Below are 21,851 nucleotides of genomic sequence, written 5' to 3'. Positions count from 1 at the left end.
ATAAATCAAAACTGCCAGACGGGGCATCATAGCGATCCCCATCTGGCAGCAAGTTTACCCTAATAGAACAGATTTACAAGGAATGTGGTAAACGGCTCGACCCAGGTAAGGAGCATCAAGTTGACAATAAGCAGGATATAGAACGGTACTGCTTCTTTGATGAATGCCGCGGTCTTACACTTTGTAATAGAGCAGGTTACGAACATCAGGGTTCCCATAGGCGGTGATAATGCGCCGATGGCGTTATTGAAGATGTAGATCATTGCGAACTGGATCTCGTTGATTCCGTACTGTGCAGCAATCGGTGCAAGAAGCGGAACCAGAATGATCATGGAAGCGTTACCTTCGATGAACATACCTACGATCAGTAAGAAGATATTTACAACGATCAGGAATACATATTTGCTGTGGATGTTTGCAAGCATCCATGCTGTCAGCGCCTGCGGGATTCTCTCTTTTGTGAGGATCCAAGAGAATACGGACGCAGCGGATACGATGAGCATGATAGAAGCTGTCGTGCAGACAGTCTCCTTTAAGCCCTGGATCATATCCTTGATGTGCATCTCATGGTAGATAAAACCAAGGAATGCAGCGTAGAGGATCGCTACAGCTCCGGCCTCGGTAGCTGTAAAGATACCGATACGGATACCACCGATGATGATGATCGGAAGGAGCAGCGGCAGGATCGCCGGTTTTAAAGCAGTCCAGAATTTGGACCAGGTTAATTTTTCTGTTGTTAAAAGACCATAGCCACGTTTCTTGGAGATCACTCCTACGAGGATCATCATGGAAACGCAGAGAAGACCTCCGACACCGAAGCCGGAAATGAACAGCTTACCGATGGAAACGTTCGCGATACATCCGTAAAGGATCATCGCGATTCCCGGCGGGATAAGCGGTGTGATCATGGAGGAAGCGGCTGTTACAACGCTGGAGAACTCCAGAGAGAAGCCCTTCTTTGTCATCTCCGGAACCATCATTTTAGACTCCATCGCTGCATCGGCGATGTTGGATCCGGAAAGTCCGCCCATAACGGTGGATAAAAGTACGTTTACCTGTGCGAGACCGCCAGGAAGACGTCCTGTTACAACCTCACAGAAATCCATGATCCTCTTTGTAACACCGGTATAGTTCATGAAAATACCGGCACAAACGAAGAACGGGATCGCCATAAGGGAAATTTTCTCAGTACCAATGATTGCCTGCTGGGCAAAGATAACGGTATTGATTCCCGGGTTCATAACGAAATAAACCATGGAACCGCCGAGGACGGCGATAAATACCGGAACCTTGAAGAAAAGAAGAACCAGCATCACAATTGCAGATAACATTAACACATTACTCATTGCTGCTTGCTGCCTCCTTTGCCTCAGATTTTACGCCGTGGAACAGGGCGTAGAAATAGCTGATGATCATATCAAAATAGGATATGATCGCGATACCGTATACCCAGGAATACGGAATTTTTAACATACTGGTGGAACGTCCGCTCTTTACGAACACCTGGATGAAACCGATGCTCTGCATGAACAGATATCCGATTACAACTACAACTACGATGGAAATCAGGATTTCCATGATCTTCTGCATGCTCTTCGGCATCAGGTCCACGATCATCTCGATCGCAACATGGTTGCCGGAGCGGAATGCCGCGCCTGCGCCTGCAAATACGATCCAGACCATACATGAGGTCTGAACCTCCTCAAGCCATGTAAATGGTGCGTTGAAGATATATCTCCATACAACGCCGAGGAATGTCAGGACGATCAGGATCGCAAGAATAATGGAAGCGACAACGATGTCAATGTTCATCAGGATCGCTGAAGCTTTATTTTCTTTCTTCTCCATAGATTTTCAGACTCCTATCAAGGAAACTGCCCCGGCGGACAGATCCGCCGGGAACAGTTACTTTATGCGTTTACTGCAAAATGGATTATTCAGCACCCATAGCCTTTTTAACTGTGTCATAGAGGCCATCGCTCCAGCCAAAGTCAGCACCCATCTCATAGAACGGCTGTGCTTTCTCCTTGAATCCGGCAAGAACTTCCTCAGACGGCTCAACAACAGTTACGCCTTCGTCTTTCATCTTCTGAAGGTACTCAGCGTCAGCAGCCTGCTGTACTTCGTTGTTGTACTCACCAGCTTCTTCTGCTGTCTCAAGTAACCATGTCTGCTGCTCTTCCGGAAGGCTGTTGAACCAGTCAGCGGATACAACCCATGTTGTGAAGTTCTTTACATGTCCGTCAAGGATTAAGTATTTAGCAACCTCGTGAAGCTTTCTGCCGTACAGAGTTGCAAGCGGGTTCTCAGCACCGTCGATGGTCTTTGTCTGAAGAGCCTGATAAACATCACCAAGTGCCATACCTGTGGATGTTGCACCAAGTACATCGAAGCCCTTGGACTGGATCTCGTTGGACGGAACACGGATCTTTAATCCCTTTAAGTCATCAACTGTGTTGACCGGAACGTTTGTAAGAGTATGTCTCTCACCGTAGATCCAGTTGGAAGCGATGATCTTTAAGCCTTTTTCTTCAAGCTTGCCACACTGCTCTTTGTACCAGTCGGAATCAACCAGTTTCCAAACCTGATCCCAGGAATCGAACAGGAACGGTCCGAATACGATACCGAAATCCGGTACACCGTAGTCAGCGTAGAAAGCACCGTCTGCAAGTGTGCAGACATTCTCGCCGAGAAGCATGGAGTCGATCAGGGAAGACTTATCACCAAGCTGGGAATCCGGGTAGATCTCGATTGCCATCTTGCCGCCGGATTTTTCTTTGATGATCTCCTGAGCTTTCTCCCAGCCCTGTCCAACCGGCTCGGAAATGGAGTTCTCGAAAGCGACCTGAAGAACTGTCTCAGCATCGGAAGAACCGTTATCTGCTGCTGCAGCTGCTGTAGTATCTGCTGCTGCGGCTGCTGTTGTCTCAGCTGCCTTTGTTGTCTCTGTTGTGGAAGAACTGCTTCCGCAAGCGGTAAGTGTTGTTGCTGCCATAGCACCTGCCATGGTTAATGCCATAACTTTTTTGAGTTTCATAATGTTTCCCTCCGTTTTTGTTTTAAAAACATTTATCCGGTCTTCTGCCCGATCCCCATCAGGCAGAAGACCTCGCACCCCGTTTCCTGGGGAAAGCTTCATGATTTTTGATTATTTGGAAATCTTGGAAAAATCAAATACAACCTTTAACATATTGCCCGGGTTGTGCGCAAAGTCATCGAATGCCTTTGCAGCATCATCAAACGCATATGTATTTGTGATGATCTTGTGGAGCGGTGCCTTGCCTGCGTTCACGATATCGATCAGCTCTAAGAAGTCCTTCTTTAATGCGTTTCTGGAACCGAAGACATTTAATTCCTTCTTCTGGATCAGTGTGAAGTTGAAGTCAAGGTTCTTCTTGCCGACTCCGATCAGAACCATGCGGCCACCGAAGCAGCAGGCATCGATACAGTTCTGGAATGTGGACGGAAGACCAACTGCCTCGATCGTTACATCAAAGCCGTTGCCGTTTGTGATCTCAGCAACACCTTTCTCGAAGTTTTCCGGAGAATCATTTAATAAGGTTCCGTCAACACCGAAGTCCTTCGCCATTTCAAGCTTACCTGCGGATACATCGGAGATATATACAGTAGCACCCTTCGCTTTTGCTGCAATCGCTGCGAGAACACCGATGGTACCGGCGCCGACTACAAGAACTTTGTCTCCTTCTTTTACGTTTGCGCGGCTCACGCCATGGTAGCTGATGCAGAACGGCTCGATTGCTGCAAGTGTCTTAGCGTCCATTCCCTTACCGTCATACACACGCTCGATCGGCATTGTGATGTACTCCTGGAAAGCACCGTCTCTCTGACATCCCATTGTCTGGTTGTCCATACATGCGTTTACGATTCCGTGCTCGCAGGAATAGCAGTGTCCGCAGTTGAAGTACGGGTTGCAGGTTACGATCATTCCCGGCTTGATGCCATACGCGTTGTTCTCATCTGCCTCGATAACCTCAGCGGAGAACTCGTGACCCGGGATTCTCGGGTAATCAAAATATGCGAATGTTCCACGGTAGGAACCAAGATCGCTTCCGCAGATTCCACCGTAAAGGATCTTTAATAAAACTTCTCCTTCTTTTCTTACCGGCATCTCTACATCTTTAATAGAAACCTGACCCGGTGCGTCAATATACATTGCTTTCATCGTTGTTTCCTCCTTAATTTTACGATTTTTGCCTTCTATATAATTTTTCAAAATCAAATTTGTTGTATTCTTTGTTGTATACAACAGATTATAATACTTTTTACACCAATGTCAATAAGTGTTAAGAAATTTGCACCACTTTTGACTTTTTCAACAAAATCGAGCTTTTGGGCTTGTGCAAAACGCCAATTGACGTTTTTAGCAAAAACCGTCGACATCTGCTTGAAAACGATTTTGTTTTGTGTTAGTATGAGTCTATATATTTTTTATCGAGAAGAAAAAGACTGGAGTCCATTATGCCTAAAATAAACCTGAAAACCCTGGCGTACAATACGATCCGTTCCAAGATCGTCACTTGTCAGTATGCGCCGGGTACTTTTTTGAATGAAGAACAGCTTACCACTGAATTATCTCTGAGCCGTACCCCGGTGCGGGACGCGCTTGGACGTCTCGAGCAGGAAGGTCTTCTGGAAATCCGCCCGAAATGCGGAATCCTCGTTCGTCCTCTTACCTTAAATGACATTGATATGATCTTTGAAGTCCGCATGATGTATGAGCCGTATGTCCTGACCCATTACGGAGCAAATCTTTCCGTCTCCGCTTTGAATGAATTCTATGATATTTTCAAGAAATGGGATCCTAACAAAGAAATCTATCGGGACAAGGATTCCTTCTATGACCTCGATTATCGCTTCCATGCGTTGATCATGTCCGCCTGCCCGAATGAGTTTATCAACAGAAGCTATGATACGATCCAGACGCAGAATGAGCGTTTTCGATATATGACCGGAAATGTTTCGAATTTCCGTCTGGAGGCGACCTTCAAGGAGCACATGGCGATCGTAGAACCATGCCTGAAAGGAGACTGGGAAAAAGCAAAAGAGCAGCTCATCTACCACCTTGAACAATCAAAAGCTTCCGCATTCCGTCTCGTTGCTGCTTCCGAGACCAACAATCTCGCACATCGTATGACCCTTTAAACACTCAAAACCACAAAATCCGGGTCTGGTATCTTCTGAGGAACCAGATCCGGATTTTTTTGTTCCTTCAAAATTTGCTGTGATGACACCTGCTTTATTATCCATATGTCATGTAAACAGGTTGAAATTACTCTATTAGGATTTTATAGTCTCGTCCCGATCAGCTCCGTCAGCTCCTCCAGTGTCGCAACCGAATTGATCTCATTTCTTAATGCCGCAGAATTCGGATACCCGGCGGTATACCAGGCGACATGCTTCCGCATCTCCCGCATTCCCGCCAGCTCGCCTTTAAACTCCATCATCATCTGGCCATGGCGCAGGATCATGGCTTTCAGCTCCTCCACGGAAGGTCTCGGGAGAAGCTCGCCCGTTTCGAGATAGTGGGTGATCTGCTTAAAGATCCACGGATTTCCCTTCGCACCCCGGGCCACCATGATCCCGTCACAGCCCGTCTCATCCACAAGGCGCTTTGCATCCTGCGGTGTAAAGACATCTCCGTTTCCGATCACCGGGATCTTCACAGCTTTTTTGACCTCGCGGATGATATTCCAGTCAGCTTTTCCAGAGTAATACTGCTCTCTCGTTCTACCATGGACAGCTACCGCCGCCACACCGGCACTCTCGGCGATCTTTGCGATCTCCACGGCGTTGATGCAGGTATCGTCAAAGCCCTTGCGGAATTTCACAGTCACCGGCTTTTTCACCGCTTTCACGAGTTTCGTAAGGATTTCCTCCACCAGCTTCGGATTTCTCATGAGGGCAGAGCCTTCACCATTCTTAACGATCTTCGGCACCGGGCAGCCCATGTTGATATCAAAAATATCGTATGGACCATCCTCCAGGCTCGCCGCGATATCCGCTACAATATCCGGATCAGAGCCAAAAAGCTGCAGGGACACGGGACGTTCCCGCTCATCCACCTTTAAGAGCTCCTGAGTATTTTTATTCTTGTAGAGGATCGCCTTCGCGCTCACCATCTCCATGCACACCAGACCTGCTCCCTGCTCCCTGCAGAGGATCCGGTACGGCATATCCGTCACGCCCGCCATCGGGGCGAGGATCACATTGTTTTCAAGTTCCACATTTCCGATTTTTAACGTCATTGAATCAAAACTCCCTCTGCGTTTACGTACCGTCCGTCCGGCGCATAAGCGTTGGTTAACATGTCTCCGTCTGGTTTCTGGAAGTAATACCAGCTGCCCTGAGAGTTGACCCATCCGTATGCCATCGTTCCGTCCGTGTTCAGGAAATAATATTTTCCTTCTTTCAAGAGCCAGCCCGTCTGCATAGCTCCTTTGCTGTTTAAATAGTACCAGTTTCCATTGACATTCTGCCAGCCGGTCTGCATGATTCCATACATATCCAGCAGATATGTCTTTCCATCTACATAGCCCCACTGACTCGAGACCGGATTTCCGTCCGGCTTATATAAGGCCCATTTCCCGTCAGCCCGCTGTCTCCAGCTGCCACCGCGGTATGTATTGTGGATGTAGATCGTGCTGTTTTCTGTTTTTGCGTACTGCTGTGCCGCCTCGTTTCCCGGGCCTTTCGAGTACACGTAATCTTTCTCGCTGCCAAGACCGCCTCCCGGATTGGAACCGGACGCTCCTGGGCCGACATTGGAAGTCCAGCCGTTGTTGTAGGCCGGGTTGTTTTCCGGCAGCTCCTGATAATATATGATATCGTGATCCTCCATGCCCGGACCAATGTTGAAAGCATAGGCAGTCATCCCTGCTGTTCCGGAGTCTGTAAGACTCAAAAGTACAGCACCTCCAATTCCGATCGCTGCCGCCATCATCGTTTTCCTCGCTTTTCCCTTATAAACATATCCTGCACAGCGGCTCATTTTGTTTCGTATGCGTTTCCAGCCTGTTCTTCTCATACCGCTTCCTCCGATACCGGTGTTATTCTCCTTCTTTTTCCAGCTGGTCTTCCAGCTTGCCGCCGAGAAATACCACGCGGTAGAATAACTCCAAAGATTCTAAAAGTTCTTTCTTTTCTCTCTGGTACTGGCGGATCTTAAGGCCGCTGCCGATCTCATCGAAGAGATAATCCTGGTCCTCCGCTTCCACACGGAACTCGAGGTTTCCTTCCGGGGTGAATTCCAGAAAGAGAATGCCGCCCACATCCTCAGTAAAGAGAACGCACATGATCTGAAGTTCCTTTTTGATGTTTTCCGGGAGAAGTTTGAATTTTTCGTTGAAGTAATATTTCTGCTGGTATGAGTTTGCGCCGCAGAGGATGATGTTTTCCTGTTTATTGTTGTTTTCTGCCATGATATATGTTTGCTCCGTTTCCTGTCATATAGTGTGATTTTTATATTGTTATATTACCTGTCCAGTCTTTTTAAAGCTTAGTTGTTTCGCGAAACTTACAGGTATTTTAAAATATCAGATATTGAATCGATATGATAATCCGCCTTACTCTGGTCGAATCCGAACCGGTCATCTTTAAGGCCTGCGATCGACATTCCGGCGCGGTATGCCGCCTCGATGCCCACGGTAGAATCCTCCACAACAAAGCACTCGTCCTCACGGATTCCCAGAGTATCCGCTGTATAGTGATAGATCTCCGGATTCGGTTTGCTCTGTTTAAACTGCTTTCCACTGACGATGAGGTCAAATTCCGGGCGCATGCCCACCTCCTCCACGATCCTCGAGATCAGCTTCGGACCTGTGGAAGATACCAGTGCGACTGTATAGCCGCGGCGCTTTAATTCCTGCACTGTGGTCTTCATCTCCGGGCGGAAGATCTTCCGGTAATCGATCCGGCTGTAAATGTCTCTTTCGGCCCACTCCTTGATCAGTGTTTCCCAGGTCTCACCGTTATTCACGGCCCGTTCCATCACAGTCCAGCTATCCTGTCTGCTGCGGCCTACCATCTGGTTGATGTCTTCCATTGTCACCGCCGGGTTCTTTTCTTTTGCAAACTCCAGCAGGTATTTCATATATACAAATTCACTGTCTACCATGACACCGTCCATATCAAAAAGGACGGCGCGGATCGGGCGTGTGATCTTCATTTATTGTTCCTCTCCTGTTACATTCCACAAATCAGATTTTCCAATTCGAAAGCTCCGTATCAAACAATTCCGCCTGTGGATCCTGCTTTTTTCAAATGTCTGCCCTTTTCTCATTTCCGGAGCAATTTTTCAACCGTTTATCTCCAACGCATGATTACCTGCAGAACCCGCCACCGGCAGTTCCCTGCAGATACATGGCACAGAAAAGAAAAAGGCGGCCTACGATCAAGCCGCCTATATTCTATCGTATTTCCCTCTATTTTGCAATAAGTCCGCGCATTTTCAGATAGTCGATCACGCACTCCACCATCTCATCGTAGGAAAGTTTTGTGGTATTGATCATCAGATCATAGTTTTCCAGATTCTCCCAGCTCTTTCCGGTATAATAACGGTAGTAATCACGGCGTTCCCGGTCGATCCGTTTGATATTCTTTAAGATATCTTCCTCCGGGAAATATCCCTTTTCACGGACCTTGTTGATCCTCTCCTCGATCTCTGCGTACACGAAGATCCGGACAAGATTTTCCGTCCCGTCGAGAACATAGTCGGCGCACCGACCGATAATAATGCAGGATTCCTCCTGCGCCAGTTTTCGGATGACCGATGACTGAAACCGGAACAGGTTATCGGAAGAGATCAGGTCAGAACCCAATGACGGGGTTCCATTCTCCGGGATCAGGGAATGGATGATCCGGTATAACAGCTTATTTCCGGCCTTTTCATCCGCCAGGTGGTAATAACTCTCGCGGATTCCGCTCTCCTCGGAAGTCATCTTTAAGAGCTCCTTATCGTAAACATGGAGCCCAAGACGCTCACCGAGACGCTTCGCCATCTCCGCTCCGCCGCTTCCGTACTGTCTTCCGACCGTGATCACAAATTTTTTATTCTCAGCCATAGATGCCTCCTTCTTCCCCTTCTGCCTTTCGGCAGTTGTACCTAAAAAACGCGGGAATACTTTTTATTCTATCTGTATTTTAACATATCTCCGCAGGAATTTTAAGTCTTTTTTGCGATGTTTTCAGTGTTTTTCAAGTTTTAACAAGTAATGTCGGATATCCCAGCTTTCGAAGCTCCTGCTCCTGCCGCACAGCGTTTTCCATGTTCCGGAATGCCCCTGCGCGGACATAGTAAAATCCATCCTTAAAAGTCATGAACGCAGGGAATCCCTGAGCTTTCAGCCGTTCCATCTCCCTTTCCGCGTTGGTCCGCACCCGGTAGATGCCGGTCTGCACCATATAGAATCCCGGTTCCTCCACATCTGACGTCTGCTTTTCCTGCTCCGCAAACGTCCGCACGATTCCATCCGCGATCGCATCTGCGGTCTGTCTCATATTTGCATCGAAGAAATCATTGTCGTTCTCATTATCGATAAATCCAACCTCCACGAGAACCGCCGGAAGCGCCGTGTCCCTGAGGACTACGAGATTTGGCCGCTCGCTGATCCCCAAGTCTTTCCAGCCTGTCTTTGCAAGTTCCTTATTGATATTCCTCGCAAACGTCTCTGCATCGCCGCCCCTCCCGAAGATCAGACTCATCGTCCCGGAACCTGTTCCCGGCACCGGCATGGCATTCCGGTGAATGGATAAAAACAAATCTGCCGCAGACCTGTTCCCGATTTCCGCCTTCTCATATGGACTGTTGTATATATCACCGATCCTCGTGTACTCCACCCGGATTCCGCGCTGTTCCAGAGCATTTCCGATATCATAGGCCAATGCCAGCGTATCGTCTTTCTCCCGTCTGTTCCCATATACCGCTCCCGGATCACTTCCGCCATGTCCCGGATCAATAATGACACTGTTCTGCTTTGCCAAAATTATTCTCCCTTTTTCATACATTTATGATATCATATTCATAAATTACCAGACCTGCGCCATCCATGTCTTAAAACTTTTTCTGGCAATCTCATGAAAGGATCTCATTACTATGCTAATCGTATTCAACCAGATGATAAGTCTCTTTCTCTTAATGCTCACCGGCTATCTCGCCAATCGCTTCGGCGTGATCGATAAGACCTTTGAGTCGAAGGTCTCCCGTTTTATCGTCAATATCTCCCTGCCCGCAACGATCTTAAACGCGGTTACCGGGTCAGACATGGCCCATGATCAAGAGATGCTGCCGATCTTTATTGCAGCGGTCTCCATCTTCCTGGTGGCCCATGTGGTCTGCCATTTTATCCAGAAGATCATCTGCTGGGATCCGACCTATGAGCTGATGTTAAATTACAGCAATCTTGGATTCATGGGGATCCCGATCATCTCTACGCTCTATGGCGGAGAGTATGTGCTGCATGTTTCGATCTTCATGATGACGTTTAACCTGAGTCTGTTCAGTTATGGAGTCTATCTGTTATCACGGGATGACGCAAAAAACAGACATTTCAGCGTCAAAAAGCTTCTCTCCCCCGGAATCCTGTCCGCGTTCCTTGCGATCGGCATTTATCTTTTAGATATCCATCTCCCGCAGCATGCAGTCAGCCTGTTTTCCACTGTGGGCGCCACAACAACACCGTTAGCGATGATCGTCATCGGATCCACCCTGGCCGGAGTCAGATTTTCCACTGTATTTACTGACCGGGAGCTGTACCTCTTCTCCTTCCTGAAGCTTCTCGTTCTCCCGGTGATCACCTTCCTCGTTCTGAGATTCTTTATCAGGGACCGCATACTTTTAGAGATCTCTACGATCCTCTCCGGCTGCCCGATCGCCGGAAACGTGTCCATGCTCTGTATGGAATACAACCGGGATGTGACCCTCGTGTCGAGGGGGATCTGCATCTCCACACTGTTGTCCCTGATCTCGATTCCGATCGTGGCGGCATTGGTCGCGGTTTTATAAGAAGACTAAAAAGGACATCTGAACCAGAAATACCCATCGTATCTCTCGTTCAGATGTCCTTTTCATGTTTCGTATGTATTCCTATTCCTGTACTTGCACGCCTCTCGGACCTACGTGGGTGGCGAATACCACCTGTGTGCTAGTCTTTCCGAATTTCTGGAGCTGACCAAGGAAGCTGTCAAGCTGCATCGTACTCTCAAAAGCAACTTTCATGATCACAGAAAATTCTCCCGTCACGCTGCTGCATTCCAGAATATTCGGAATCCCTTCCGCATAGTGATAGAATTTCTGCTTATCCTCCGGAAGCACATTGAGGTTGATGAACGCAAGGATGTGATATCCGAGTTTCATCGGGTCGATCTGTGCCTGGTAGGACGTGATGATCCCATCTTTCTCCAGTTTTTCAATTCGCGCCGAAACCGCAGGGGAAGAAAGAAACGTCTTCTCCGCGATCATTTTCAGGGATGCTCTCGCATTGTGCTGCAGGATCTGCAGAATTTCGCGATCAATATGATCCATAATTCTCTCCTTTGTCCCGGTTTTCAGGTTTTTGTATTGTGTCACATGTCCGGAACTTCTTCTCTATATACAGATAACCGACCAGCGGCTCCGCGTTGCTGCGGTATATGACCACCGGTCAATTACTGGGTTCGTGTTTTATCCGCGCTTACCGTGCGCGTCTTTGCAGGCACGAGTGTACTCAGATCTCTCCGTGAAATACTTCCGCTGCCGGTCCTGTCATAAATACCGTGTCTTTTTCTCTGTCCCAGCGGATCAGAAGATCGCCGCCGAGCAGAGTCACGCGGACTTCGTCATCGGTAAGACCATTTAAGATGCACGCGACCACAGTCGCACATGCACCTGTTCCGCATGCCAGAGTCTCTCCGGAGCCGCGCTCCCAGACACGCATATTGACGTGTCCGCGGTCCACAACCTCCACAAATTCTGTATTGGTGCGATCCGGGAATCTCTCATGACTCTCAAAGGACGGACCGATCTTTTCGATCTCCAGATCCTTGATCCCGTCCATAAATACTACCGCATGCGGATTTCCCATGGAAACTCCGGTAAAGCGGTACTCTTTTCCGTCGACCGTGATCGGTTCTCCGATTTCAGACGTCGGAACCGGACGTCCCATATCCACCGTCACAAGTTCCACCTTTCCATCCTTTACTTTCATGGACAGGTGCTTGATCCCGGACGGAGTCTCCACGTCGATCTCCGTTTTATCTACGATCCCGTGATCATAGGCATATTTTCCTACACAGCGGATCCCGTTTCCGCACATGGCACCACGGGATCCGTCCAGATTATACATATCCATCTGGCAGTCCGCTACATCTGACGGTTTGATCAGGATCAGACCATCTGAACCGATCCCGAAGTGACGGTCGCTGACCATCTTTGCCGTCTCACAGGGATCTTCCACTGTCTCTTCAAAACAGTTTACATATACATAATCATTTCCGATGCCCTGCATCTTTGTGAATTTCATATCTTATTCTCCTATGTGCTCCATACCCTGCGCGAGGATCGTCTGGATGTGACCGTCCGCAAGAGAGTAGAGAACACTCTTTCCTTCCCTGCGGAACTTGACAAGGCGCATCTGTTTCAGGATCCGAAGCTGGTGGGAGATCGCGGACTGTCCCATTCCGAGAAGACTTGCGATGTCACACACACATAACTCCGACTGGCTGAGCGCATACAGGATCCTGATCCTCGTGGAATCTCCGAAGATCCGGAAAAATTCCGCAAGATTCTGGAGTTCCTCGCCTTCCGGCATCACGTCCATCACCTGTTTTACCACCTTGTCGTGGACATGAATAAACTCACAGTGCGGGGCGATCTTTTCGTCCTCTCTGATACTCATGTTCCTGCTCCTTTACTGCTGCCGCCCGCATCCCGCAGCCGGCAGTCATCTCCCGCAGTGATCAGCGCACGAGAAGTTTGCTCACCTCGTACTGCTCCTCCGGGATGTCTTTCTTCATATTTAACGCTTCCTGGATATCGAAATCTACAAATTTTCCGTCTTTGTAGGCAACGATCCGGTTGCTCTTTCCTTCCGCGAGAAGCTCCGCCGCGCGGGCTCCCATGATCGATGCGTACACACGGTCCTTACAGGTCGGGGTTCCGCCTCTCTGGATATGTCCGATGATCGTAGCTCTCGTCTCAATCCCGGTTGCCGCTTCGATCCTTCTCGCCATGGAAGTGGAGTGTCCGATTCCCTCAGCGTTGATGATAATGTGGTGTTTTTTGCCGCGCTTTCTGTTCTCGATGATCCGGTTGATCAGGTACTGCTCGTTTCCGTCATAGCGCTCCGGAAGAAGAATATCCTCCGCACCGTTTGCAATACCGCACCAGAGAGCGATATATCCGGCATTTCTTCCCATAACCTCGATGATACTGCATCGTTCATGGGATGTGGATGTATCACGGACTTTATCGATCGCTTCCATCGCCGTATTCACCGCGGTGTCGAAACCGATCGTATAGTCGGTACAGGCAATATCGAGGTCGATCGTTCCCGGAAGACCGATGGTGTTGATCCCGAGGGCGGAAAGCTTTCCGGCACCGCGGAAGGAACCGTCTCCTCCGATCACGACGATCCCGTCAATTCCATGTTTTCTGCAGACTTCGGCGCCGCGCTTCTGACCTTCCTCGGTCGTGAATTCCTCACAGCGGGCCGTGTAGAGGATCGTACCGCCGCGGTTGATCGTATCCGCAACGCTCACACTGTCCATATCTACGATTTCTTCCTGAAGGAGTCCGGCGTAACCACGCATAATCCCCTTTACCTTCAGTCCTTTATTGATAGCGGTTCTTACAACCGCACGAATTGCCGCGTTCATTCCAGGGGCATCGCCGCCGCTGGTCAATACTCCGATCGTTCTGACTTCTTTCTTTGCCATACTGGTTTTCCTCCAAAAAAGATTCTGTCGATCATTCGCCATATACGTACATATTTTAATACACTTTCCCCTTCTTTTCAATGACCTTTTGCACAACCTTGACATTTTTTTCACCAAGAATCCGGTACAGGCGGCCGAGGAGATCCGGCCCTGCAAGAACTGCCCAGTTTTCGGAAAGTCTCCGCATCTTCCGCTCTTCCTTCAGATACATGATCACTCTGTCTTTTCCATCGGAATCCCGGAGTGCCGCCATGACATCATCGATATGGCCCTCGTAGAATGCCTGGTTCTCAAACTGGAGCCAGAGTTCATTCGGGATGTCCGTAAACGGGATCACTTCCTCGCAGATGAGCTTTCCGACCGGATCGTCGCCGATGGATGCCCGGCCGCGGACAAATACCTTGTTTTCCTCGGTAAATGACGGACGGTTCTTCTCGTAGATCTTCGGAAACACGAGGACTTCCACTGTGCCCACAAGATCCTCGATCGTGATGAATGCCATGAGCTGGTTTGTCTTTGTAGTCTTTACCTTTTTTGACGTGATCATTCCGCCGATGACCACATTGGAATTATCCTCCACAACGGTCTTTCCGTCCTCGTCAACGACAAAATCGGAGGTTTTTGCCGTCACATTTTTCTCCCAGAGTTCCCGGTACTCTTCCATCGGATGGCCGCTGACATAGATGCCGATCGTCTCTTTTTCAAAGGCTAACAGCGTCTGCTTGTCGTACTCTCCCACGTTCGGGAATATGATCTGGAAATTGTTCTTTTCTTCCTCCGGGGCGAGATCAAAAAAGCTAAGCTGGCCTTCCATGACCGTCTTTTTCTCCCTGGCTTTGCTCTCCAGCAGGTCGCCTGAGACGATGAGCTTCTGTTTTCTCGTTCCCGGAAGCGTATCCAGGGCACCCGATTTTATGAAGCTCTCAAGTGTTCTCTTATTGACTTCCTTGTTCGACATTCTCGACACAAAATCGTCAAGACTCTTAAAGAGTCCGCCGTTCTCACGCTCAGCAATGATCACGTCCACAACAGCGCGTCCCACACTCTTGATCGCGGAGAGTCCGTAGCGGATGCCGTTCCCCGATACGGAGAACCCGCTGTATCCCTCGTTGATATCCGGCGGCAGGATCGGAATTCCCATGTTCCGGCAGGCAAGGATATACTCGGAGACCTTCGTCGTGTTGTCCATCACGGAGGTCATGAGCGCTGCCATAAATTCCTTCGGATAGTAGAATTTCAAAAATGCCGTCTGATAAGCGACCACCGCGTAAGCTGCTGCATGGGACTTATTGAAGGCGTATTTCGCGAAGTCCGTCATGTCATCGTAGATCTGGTTCGCTGTCTTCTCATCGATGCCGTTCGCGATACAGCCCTTTACGCCCTCCTCGGCGTTTCCGTAGACGAAGTTCTGGCGCTCCTTCGCCATGACTGCCGCTTTTTTCTTCGACATGGCACGGCGCACAAGGTCACTTCGACCGAGCGTATATCCGGCCAGGTCCCTTACGATCTGCATAACCTGCTCCTGGTAGACGATACAGCCGTAGGTCGGCTTTAAGATCGGCTCCAGCTGCGGGCAGGTGTAGGTGATGGATGCCGGGTCATTTTTTCCCTTTAAATACTTCGGGATGAAATCCATTGGACCCGGACGGTAGAGGGAGATTCCGGCGATGATATCTTCCAGTGTTGTCGGCTTCAGTTCCTTCATGAAGGTCTTGAAGCCGCCGCTTTCCAGCTGGAACACGCCCTCGTTCTTTCCGGTCCCGAGAGAATCCATGACTTTTTTATCATCATAATCGATGTGTTCCAGATCAAGTTTCACACCATAGTCTTTCTCGATCATCTTCACAGCATCCTGGATCACGGTGAGCGTGCGCAGTCCCAGGAAGTCCATCTTTAAAAGTCCCAGTTCTTCCAGCGTCGTCATTGTAAACTGGGTCACAATCGTTCCGTCGGCGCCTCGCGATAACGGGACGTACTCATCGATGGAGGTCCTTGAGATCACGACGCCAGCCGCGTGCATCGAGGTGTGGCGCGGGAGTCCTTCCAGCCGCTTACTCATATCGATGAGCTTTTTCACCTGCTCATCCGACTCATAGAGCGTCTTCAGCTCTGGATTCTTCTGCAGCGCCAGATCGAGCGTGATGTTGAGTTCTGCCGGCACCATCTTCGACACCTGGTCACACAGGCTGTACGGAAGGTCCATGACACGGCCCACATCGCGGATCACACCGCGGGCCGCCAGGGTACCGAAGGTCACGATCTGCGCCACCTGGTCTTTTCCGTACTTTTCCACGACATAGTCGATGACTTCCTGACGGCGCTCGTAGCAGAAATCCACGTCGATATCAGGCATGGAGACTCGTTCCGGGTTTAAGAAACGCTCAAAGAGAAGCTGGTAGCGGATCGGATCGATGTCCGTGATCTTTAAGCAGTATGCCACGATACTTCCCGCCGCGGAACCTCGTCCCGGTCCCACCGCGATCCCGTGGGATTTCGCGAAGTTGATGAAGTCCCACACGATCAGGAAGTAGTCCACATATCCCATGCTCTTGATGGTTCCGAGTTCATAGTCGAGGCGGGCTCGGAGTGTCCCGTCATCATCCGGGTAGCGCAGTGCAAATCCTTCATCGCAGAGGTGGTTTAAATAGCCCCAGGAATCGTATCCATCCGGCACATCAAACCGCGGCAGTTTTGTGACGCCGAACTCGATCTCCACGTTGCAGCGTTCCGCGATCTTATGGGTGTTCTCGATCGCTTCTGGGGCATACGGGAAGAGCTGCCGCATCTCCTCCTCGGATTTTACATAGTACTGTCCGCCCTCGTAGCGCATACGGTTCTCATCGGAGACTTTCTTTCCCGTCTGGATGCAGAGCAGGATGTCGTGGGCCTCCCAGTCATCGGCGTTGATATAGTGGCAGTCGTTTGTCGCCACTAACGGGATGTTCAGTTCTTTTGAGAGGCGCATGATCCCCTGGTTGACCTGGCGCTGCAGCGGGATACCGTGGTCCTGGAGTTCCAGGAAATAGTTTCCCTCACCGAAGATCTCCAGGTGACGTTTTGCCGCCTCCTTCGCCTCCTCGTAGAGTCCTTTTTCCAGATATCTCGGAACTTCACCGGCCAGGCAGGCGCTCAGCGCGATGATCCCTTCGTGATACTCCCGCATGACCTCCTCATCAATCCGCGGTTTGTAGTAGAAGCCGTCCACAAAGCCTTTGGAGACGATCTTCATCAGGTTCTGGTAACCGGTATTGTTTTCCGCAAGAAGGACCAGATGGTAATACCGGTCCTCACCGTGAACGGTCTCCCGGTCAAATCTCGATCCGGGGGAGACGTACACCTCGCAGCCGATGATCGGTTTGATCCCCGCCGCGCGGGCCGCACGGTAAAAATCGATCACACCGTACATGACACCGTGATCGGTGATCGCCATGCTGTCCATGCCGAGTTCCTTCGCCCGGGCCGCCAGCTCTCCGATTTTACTGGATCCGTCCAGAAGACTGTACTCTGTATGGACGTGCAAGTGTGTAAATGCCATCTGTCTCCTCCGTTTCTTTCTCATTTATCAGAAAAAGACCGCCGCCCCGAAAGGCGGCAGTCCCGTTGTTTGAATATATTTTTTTACGGACTTATTCCTTAGTTATTACTCAGATATTTTTCAATATCGTTTACTGCTTTTTCTTCGTCCACTCCGTCCGCTGTCACGATCACCTGCTCGCCGACCGGAAGATCAAGGGTCATCATGCCCATAATGCTCTTCGCATTGATCTTTTTGTTATCGCTCTGGACGTAGATCGTGCTCTCGTAGCTGCTCGCAAGCTGTACTAACATTGCGATCGGACGAGCCTCCAGACCAGAAGCAAGTTCAATGGTTACCGTACGTTTTGTCATAATAATCCTCCTCAATTGCACAAAAGAATGGAAGTAACCAATTTCCATTCAGCTATCTGTCCCCTGGTCCCGCAATTTTTCCGCCATCTCACCAAGCTTTCTCAGGCGGTGATTGACACCGGATTTTCCAACCGGCGGTTCCAGGTCTTCGCCCAGTTCCTTCAGTGTCGCATCAGGTTTCAGAAGTCTTGCCCGCGCGATCTGCGCAAGACCATCCGGGAGACTTTCAAATCCCACCGTGTCGCGGATAAATTCGATATCCTCGATCTGTTTCACGGCAGCAGACACTGTCTTGTTAATATTTGCCGTCTCGCAGTTGACCTGGCGGTTTACATTTCCGCGCATTTCTTTTAAAATGCGGATGTTCTCCAGCTCCATCAGTGACAGATGGGCTTCCATCACATTCAGGATATCTACGATCTGGCTTCCCTCTTTAATATATACCACATAGTAGCGTTTGCGGATGACAATTTTTGCATCGATATCAAACGTCGCCATAATGGACTGGATCTGGCGCGCTTTGGGCTCTGTCGCGCAGACGATCTCAAAATGGTAAAACTTCTCCGGATCACTGATCGATCCTGATGCGAGAAAAGCGCCGCGCAAAAATGCCCTGCGGCAGCAGGGGTTCTGGACGACCACATTTCCCACCACAGAAAGATTCTCCCCAATCTCCCCGTCTTCCGATAGAAGTTTTGTGGCTTTCAATACACGGAGCGCGTCCTCATGCTGTTTGACACAGACTGAATAGATCCTGTTTTTCCCAAGATGCGCGTTCCTCCGTATAGAAATGTCAGTTTCTATATTAAATGTTTTTCTCAATAATGTAAAGCACTTTCTGGCAACCGTCACATTTTCTGTATGGATCTTGATGCTGTAATGATCGTCTCCGGAGATCTGGATCCGACCGCAAAGACTTAAGATCGCTGCGATCTCAGCGATCTGGCAGTGCCTTGCTGCGCTCATATGCCTGGAAAGTTCTTCCTTGATCCTGGAAGAGAAAGACATGACTACTTTCCTCCATCCTTCCCCGCGTCTCTGTGTTCCAGCCGGATCTCATACCGCCCGGACTCCGTCAGACGCTTAAATACTTCTCCTGCGATCGTCACCGAACGATGACGTCCGCCGGTGCACCCGATCGCGATCACAAGCTGCGTTTTTCCTTCCTGTTCATACTTCGGGATCACAAATTCCAGAAGGTCATTCAGTTTCTTCAGGAATTCTTCCCCGGTACCGCCCTGCATCACATAGTCCTGCACCGCTTTTTCTGTTCCCGTGTGAAACCGCAGTTCTTCCACATAGTAAGGATTCGGGAGGAACCGCACATCAAACACGAGGTCCGCGTCCGCCGGGATCCCGTATTTGAAGCCGAAGCTCAGGACCGTGATAAACATGCTGCTGTGTCCGTCGTTTCCCCGGTAAAGATTCTCCAGCTCATGGCGCAGCTCCTTTGTCAGAAGTCTGCTGGTGTCGATGACCTGGTCGGCCTCTTTTTTCAGGAAAGCGAGTTTTTCCCGCTCCAGCTCGATCCCTTTTTCCACGCGCCCCGTCCTTGAGAGCGGATGGCTCCGTCTCGTCTCCTTAAAACGCTTGATCAGGACTTCATCGGAGGAGTCCAGAAACAGGATCGAGAACGGATATTTGTTCTCTCTCCATTTCCGGATGATCGTCTCAAGATACGGCAGTTCCTCACCGCTGCGCACGTCTACCCCTAGGGCGATATCCTGTTTTTCGCTCTGTCCGTTCATGACCAGCTCCGCAAATTTTTCGATCAGAAGGACCGGCAGGTTGTCGGCACAGTAAAATCCCATGTCTTCCAGTGTTTTTAATGCCGTTGTCTTTCCGGCTCCCGACATTCCGGTCACGATTACAAGTCTCAACGAGATCTTCCTCCCTGTATTCTTAGAAAGCTGCTGTACACAGAATCTGCGAACGCAACTATATCCCGCAGGATTTTCCATTCGGAAAACTCCTGCCCGTAAACTCTCCTAGAAATCCCCTAATAATTTTACTTCCATCTCCAGATCCACGCCGGAATTTTCCTTCACCCGTCGTTTCACCTCATTGCAGAGTTCCAGGATATCCGCCGCCGTTCCATGATCCTTATTGATCACGAAACCTGCGTGTTTTTCGGAAACTGCTGCGCCTCCGACAGAAAATCCCTTCAATCCGGCATCCTCGATCAGCTTTCCGGCAAAATATCCCTCCGGCCTCTTAAAGGTGCTTCCGGCGCTCGGATACTCTAACGGCTGTTTTTCTTTTCGCTTTGCCGCGAGTTCTTCCATCTTTTCCCGGATCGCGCCCGGATCCCCCGTTGTCAGGCTAAACGCTGCGCGCACTGCGAAGAGACCACGGCGCTCCAGCGCACTCGTTCTGTATCCGAGCTCCAGCTCCTCATTCTTCAGCCGCTTTACCATCCCGTACCGGTCCATCACGTCCGCCCACAAGAGCACGTTCTTCATCTCGGAACCATATGCACCCGCGTTCATCATGACTGCGCCGCCGACGGTCCCGGGAATGCCCGCCGCAAATTCCAGACCGGTAAGCTTCTCTCTCGCCGCCGTGTTCGCAAGCTTTGAGAGCATCACACCGGCTCCGGCGATGATACTGTTTTCGTTTTTCTGAACTTCCAGCTCTGTCAGCCGCTCCGTGCTGATGATCGTGCCGCGAAAACCTTTATCTCCCACGAGAAGGTTGCTCCCGTTTCCGACCATGTACCACGGCTTTCCGGACGCTTTACAGTCCAGAACTGCCTCGCGGAGTTCTTCCTCTGATTCCGGAATCATGAACCGGTCTGCCGGGCCGCCGACGCGGAACGATGTGTGCCGCGCCATCGGCTCATTTGTTCTGATTTCCATGAATGTTTCTCCTTCTTATATAATTCCACCTGCACTTTTATCCAGAGCAGGCTGTGCGATCATTCGCTGCGTTTCGCGATGTTCGCCTGCACGCGGTTGTAGAGTTCCTGGGCCGCATTGTATCCCATCTTTTTCTGACGGTAATTGACCGCCGCAGACTCTACGATGACTGCCAGGTTACGTCCTGGACGGACCGGAATGTTGTGGCAGATCACTTTATTTCCAAGGAATTCCGTGTACTGGTCTTCAAGACCGAGGCGGTCATATTCCTTATTCTTATCCCACTCTTCGAGTTTGATGACCATGTCGATGGACTGGGTGTCCTTGACGCTCTCGACGCCAAACAGGGTCTTTACATCGATGATGCCGATCCCGCGCACCTCGATCAGGTATCTTGTGATATCCGGGGCAGAGCCGACAAGTGTCTCGTCGCTGACCTTGCGGATCTCCACCACGTCGTCGCTGACGAGACGGTGACCTCGTTTGATCAGCTCCAGAGCCGCCTCACTCTTACCGATCCCGCTCTCACCTGTGATCAGGACGCCTTCGCCGAATACATCGACAAGAACTCCGTGGATACTGATGCACGGAGCAAGCTTTGCCTTTAACCAGCGGATGACCTCCGCCATCGTGTCGGATGTCGGTTTCGAGGAGAGAAGGCATGGAACACCGTAGTGGCTGCAGAGTTCTGTAACCTCCGGCTCCGGAATCTGATTTCTGCAAAATACGAGGCACGGGATCTTGCTGGAGATCAGCTTGTCATACATCGCAATCCTGCGCTCTCTGGAAAGTCCGGAGAGATATGCGATTTCCACATTTCCGATCATCTGCACGCGCTCGTTGTCAAAATGCGCGTAAAATCCGGTGAGCTGAAGCGCCGGACGATTGACATCCGGGTGGGAAACGACGATCTTTTCGGAATCCAGCTCCGGTGTCAGGTTTTTGAAATCCATTTTTTCTATTAATTCGGCTATGGTAACTCCGTACATGATGAAGTTCTCCTTTCTGTATCTGTCTGCTGACATACATAACCTGCGATTGTTCTTTTTGTTCCTGTTTTAACTCCAAACCGGCAGTCCCGCAGAGTCTGACGACTTCGCATCGTGCTGACTTTGAACACTTCTCTTCAGTCTTTTTCTCTCTGCGCACAGTTATCTTCATCCTATCATATCACGG

22 protein-coding genes are annotated in these 21,851 nt (G+C 50.0%); 2 read left to right on the top strand and 20 right to left on the bottom strand.

All coding sequences use genetic code 11. The features are described 5' to 3' along the window. Positions 1-59 precede the first annotated feature (59 nt). The 4 genes from ACI3EW_RS04355 to ACI3EW_RS04340 form a co-directional block, all read right to left on the bottom strand. Complete coding sequence (locus ACI3EW_RS04355) at positions 60-1,346, bottom strand: TRAP transporter large permease (RefSeq protein ID WP_015552579.1); 1,287 nt, start codon at positions 1,344-1,346, stop codon at positions 60-62. Continuing rightward, positions 1,339-1,848, bottom strand: a complete 510-nt coding sequence (locus ACI3EW_RS04350) for a TRAP transporter small permease (protein ID WP_015552580.1) — start codon at positions 1,846-1,848, stop codon at positions 1,339-1,341. Before ACI3EW_RS04350 ends, ACI3EW_RS04355 begins: the two co-directional genes overlap by 8 nt. 85 nt (positions 1,849-1,933) lie before the next feature. Then, positions 1,934-3,037 (bottom strand): C4-dicarboxylate TRAP transporter substrate-binding protein, encoded by a 1,104-nt coding sequence (locus ACI3EW_RS04345; RefSeq protein ID WP_117470036.1) that lies wholly within the window; start codon positions 3,035-3,037, stop codon positions 1,934-1,936. Between the two features lie 111 nt (positions 3,038-3,148). Next, on the bottom strand, positions 3,149-4,183 hold the full coding sequence (locus tag ACI3EW_RS04340; protein ID WP_015552581.1) for a zinc-binding alcohol dehydrogenase family protein: 1,035 nt from the start codon (positions 4,181-4,183) through the stop codon (positions 3,149-3,151). Positions 4,184-4,479: 296 nt separating this feature from the next. Between ACI3EW_RS04340 and ACI3EW_RS04335 the strand changes: the two genes are divergently transcribed. Next, a complete protein-coding gene (locus tag ACI3EW_RS04335; protein WP_118532292.1) occupies positions 4,480-5,163 on the top strand; it encodes a GntR family transcriptional regulator in 684 nt (227 codons plus the stop codon). A 143-nt stretch (positions 5,164-5,306) separates the two neighbouring features. Here the strand turns inward: ACI3EW_RS04335 and dusB are convergent, their stop codons facing one another. From dusB to ACI3EW_RS04305, 6 genes are all read right to left on the bottom strand, one after another. Next, positions 5,307-6,266 (bottom strand): tRNA dihydrouridine synthase DusB, encoded by a 960-nt coding sequence (dusB, locus tag ACI3EW_RS04330; protein ID WP_118532294.1) that lies wholly within the window; start codon positions 6,264-6,266, stop codon positions 5,307-5,309. Further along, positions 6,263-7,045 (bottom strand): N-acetylmuramoyl-L-alanine amidase family protein, encoded by a 783-nt coding sequence (locus tag ACI3EW_RS04325; protein WP_118532296.1) that lies wholly within the window; start codon positions 7,043-7,045, stop codon positions 6,263-6,265. The genes dusB and ACI3EW_RS04325 overlap by 4 nt, the downstream gene beginning before the upstream one ends. Positions 7,046-7,067: 22 nt before the next feature. Continuing rightward, positions 7,068-7,439, bottom strand: a complete 372-nt coding sequence (locus ACI3EW_RS04320) for a DUF6145 family protein (protein ID WP_117470040.1) — start codon at positions 7,437-7,439, stop codon at positions 7,068-7,070. 95 nt (positions 7,440-7,534) lie between these two features. Next, complete coding sequence (locus tag ACI3EW_RS04315; RefSeq protein WP_118532298.1) at positions 7,535-8,185, bottom strand: HAD family hydrolase; 651 nt, start codon at positions 8,183-8,185, stop codon at positions 7,535-7,537. Between the two features lie 256 nt (positions 8,186-8,441). Beyond that, complete coding sequence (locus tag ACI3EW_RS04310; protein WP_405579647.1) at positions 8,442-9,080, bottom strand: cytidylate kinase-like family protein; 639 nt, start codon at positions 9,078-9,080, stop codon at positions 8,442-8,444. Positions 9,081-9,213: 133 nt separating this feature from the next. Continuing rightward, the gene (locus ACI3EW_RS04305) at positions 9,214-9,999 is read right to left on the bottom strand and encodes an N-acetylmuramoyl-L-alanine amidase (RefSeq protein WP_142412465.1); all 786 of its coding nucleotides are present in this window, start codon (positions 9,997-9,999) and stop codon (positions 9,214-9,216) included. A 112-nt stretch (positions 10,000-10,111) separates the two neighbouring features. Here ACI3EW_RS04305 and ACI3EW_RS04300 point away from each other — a divergent pair, with 112 nt between their 5' ends. After that, on the top strand, positions 10,112-11,020 hold the full coding sequence (locus ACI3EW_RS04300; protein WP_118532304.1) for an AEC family transporter: 909 nt from the start codon (positions 10,112-10,114) through the stop codon (positions 11,018-11,020). 81 nt (positions 11,021-11,101) lie between these two features. Here the strand turns inward: ACI3EW_RS04300 and ACI3EW_RS04295 are convergent, their stop codons facing one another. The 10 genes from ACI3EW_RS04295 to hprK all read right to left on the bottom strand — a co-directional run bounded on the left by ACI3EW_RS04295 (position 11,102) and on the right by hprK (position 21,664). Further along, complete coding sequence (locus ACI3EW_RS04295) at positions 11,102-11,539, bottom strand: Lrp/AsnC family transcriptional regulator (protein ID WP_118532306.1); 438 nt, start codon at positions 11,537-11,539, stop codon at positions 11,102-11,104. Between the two features lie 181 nt (positions 11,540-11,720). Further along, positions 11,721-12,515, bottom strand: coding sequence for a diaminopimelate epimerase (gene dapF, locus ACI3EW_RS04290; protein ID WP_118532308.1), 795 nt, complete (start codon positions 12,513-12,515; stop codon positions 11,721-11,723). 3 nt (positions 12,516-12,518) lie between these two features. Next, the gene (locus ACI3EW_RS04285) at positions 12,519-12,890 is read right to left on the bottom strand and encodes an ArsR/SmtB family transcription factor (RefSeq protein ID WP_118298946.1); all 372 of its coding nucleotides are present in this window, start codon (positions 12,888-12,890) and stop codon (positions 12,519-12,521) included. 61 nt (positions 12,891-12,951) lie between these two features. Further along, a complete protein-coding gene (gene pfkA, locus ACI3EW_RS04280) occupies positions 12,952-13,929 on the bottom strand; it encodes a 6-phosphofructokinase (protein ID WP_118532310.1) in 978 nt (325 codons plus the stop codon). 55 nt (positions 13,930-13,984) lie between these two features. Further along, entirely contained in the window at positions 13,985-17,464 is a 3,480-nt protein-coding gene (locus tag ACI3EW_RS04275; RefSeq protein WP_118532312.1) for a DNA polymerase III subunit alpha, read from the bottom strand. A gap of 98 nt (positions 17,465-17,562) precedes the next feature. Continuing rightward, the gene (locus ACI3EW_RS04270) at positions 17,563-17,817 is read right to left on the bottom strand and encodes an HPr family phosphocarrier protein (RefSeq protein ID WP_118298943.1); all 255 of its coding nucleotides are present in this window, start codon (positions 17,815-17,817) and stop codon (positions 17,563-17,565) included. A 48-nt stretch (positions 17,818-17,865) separates the two neighbouring features. Next, positions 17,866-18,825 carry a DNA-binding protein WhiA gene (gene whiA, locus ACI3EW_RS04265; RefSeq protein WP_405579638.1) on the bottom strand — a complete coding sequence of 320 codons (960 nt, stop codon included), beginning with the start codon at positions 18,823-18,825 and terminating at the stop codon, positions 17,866-17,868. Between the two features lie 2 nt (positions 18,826-18,827). Continuing rightward, a complete protein-coding gene (gene rapZ, locus ACI3EW_RS04260; RefSeq protein WP_118298941.1) occupies positions 18,828-19,697 on the bottom strand; it encodes an RNase adapter RapZ in 870 nt (289 codons plus the stop codon). Between the two features lie 108 nt (positions 19,698-19,805). Then, complete coding sequence (murB, locus tag ACI3EW_RS04255) at positions 19,806-20,675, bottom strand: UDP-N-acetylmuramate dehydrogenase (RefSeq protein WP_405579635.1); 870 nt, start codon at positions 20,673-20,675, stop codon at positions 19,806-19,808. A 59-nt stretch (positions 20,676-20,734) separates the two neighbouring features. Then, positions 20,735-21,664 carry an HPr(Ser) kinase/phosphatase gene (hprK, locus tag ACI3EW_RS04250; RefSeq protein WP_118532421.1) on the bottom strand — a complete coding sequence of 310 codons (930 nt, stop codon included), beginning with the start codon at positions 21,662-21,664 and terminating at the stop codon, positions 20,735-20,737. Positions 21,665-21,851: the final 187 nt, after the last annotated feature.

Source organism: Pilosibacter rotomagensis, from assembly GCF_045062245.2.
Taxonomy (GTDB): Bacteria; Bacillota; Clostridia; order Lachnospirales; family Lachnospiraceae; genus Pilosibacter.
Note: the sequence above shows the minus strand (reverse complement) of the source record. Positions and strands in the feature narration are given on the sequence as shown.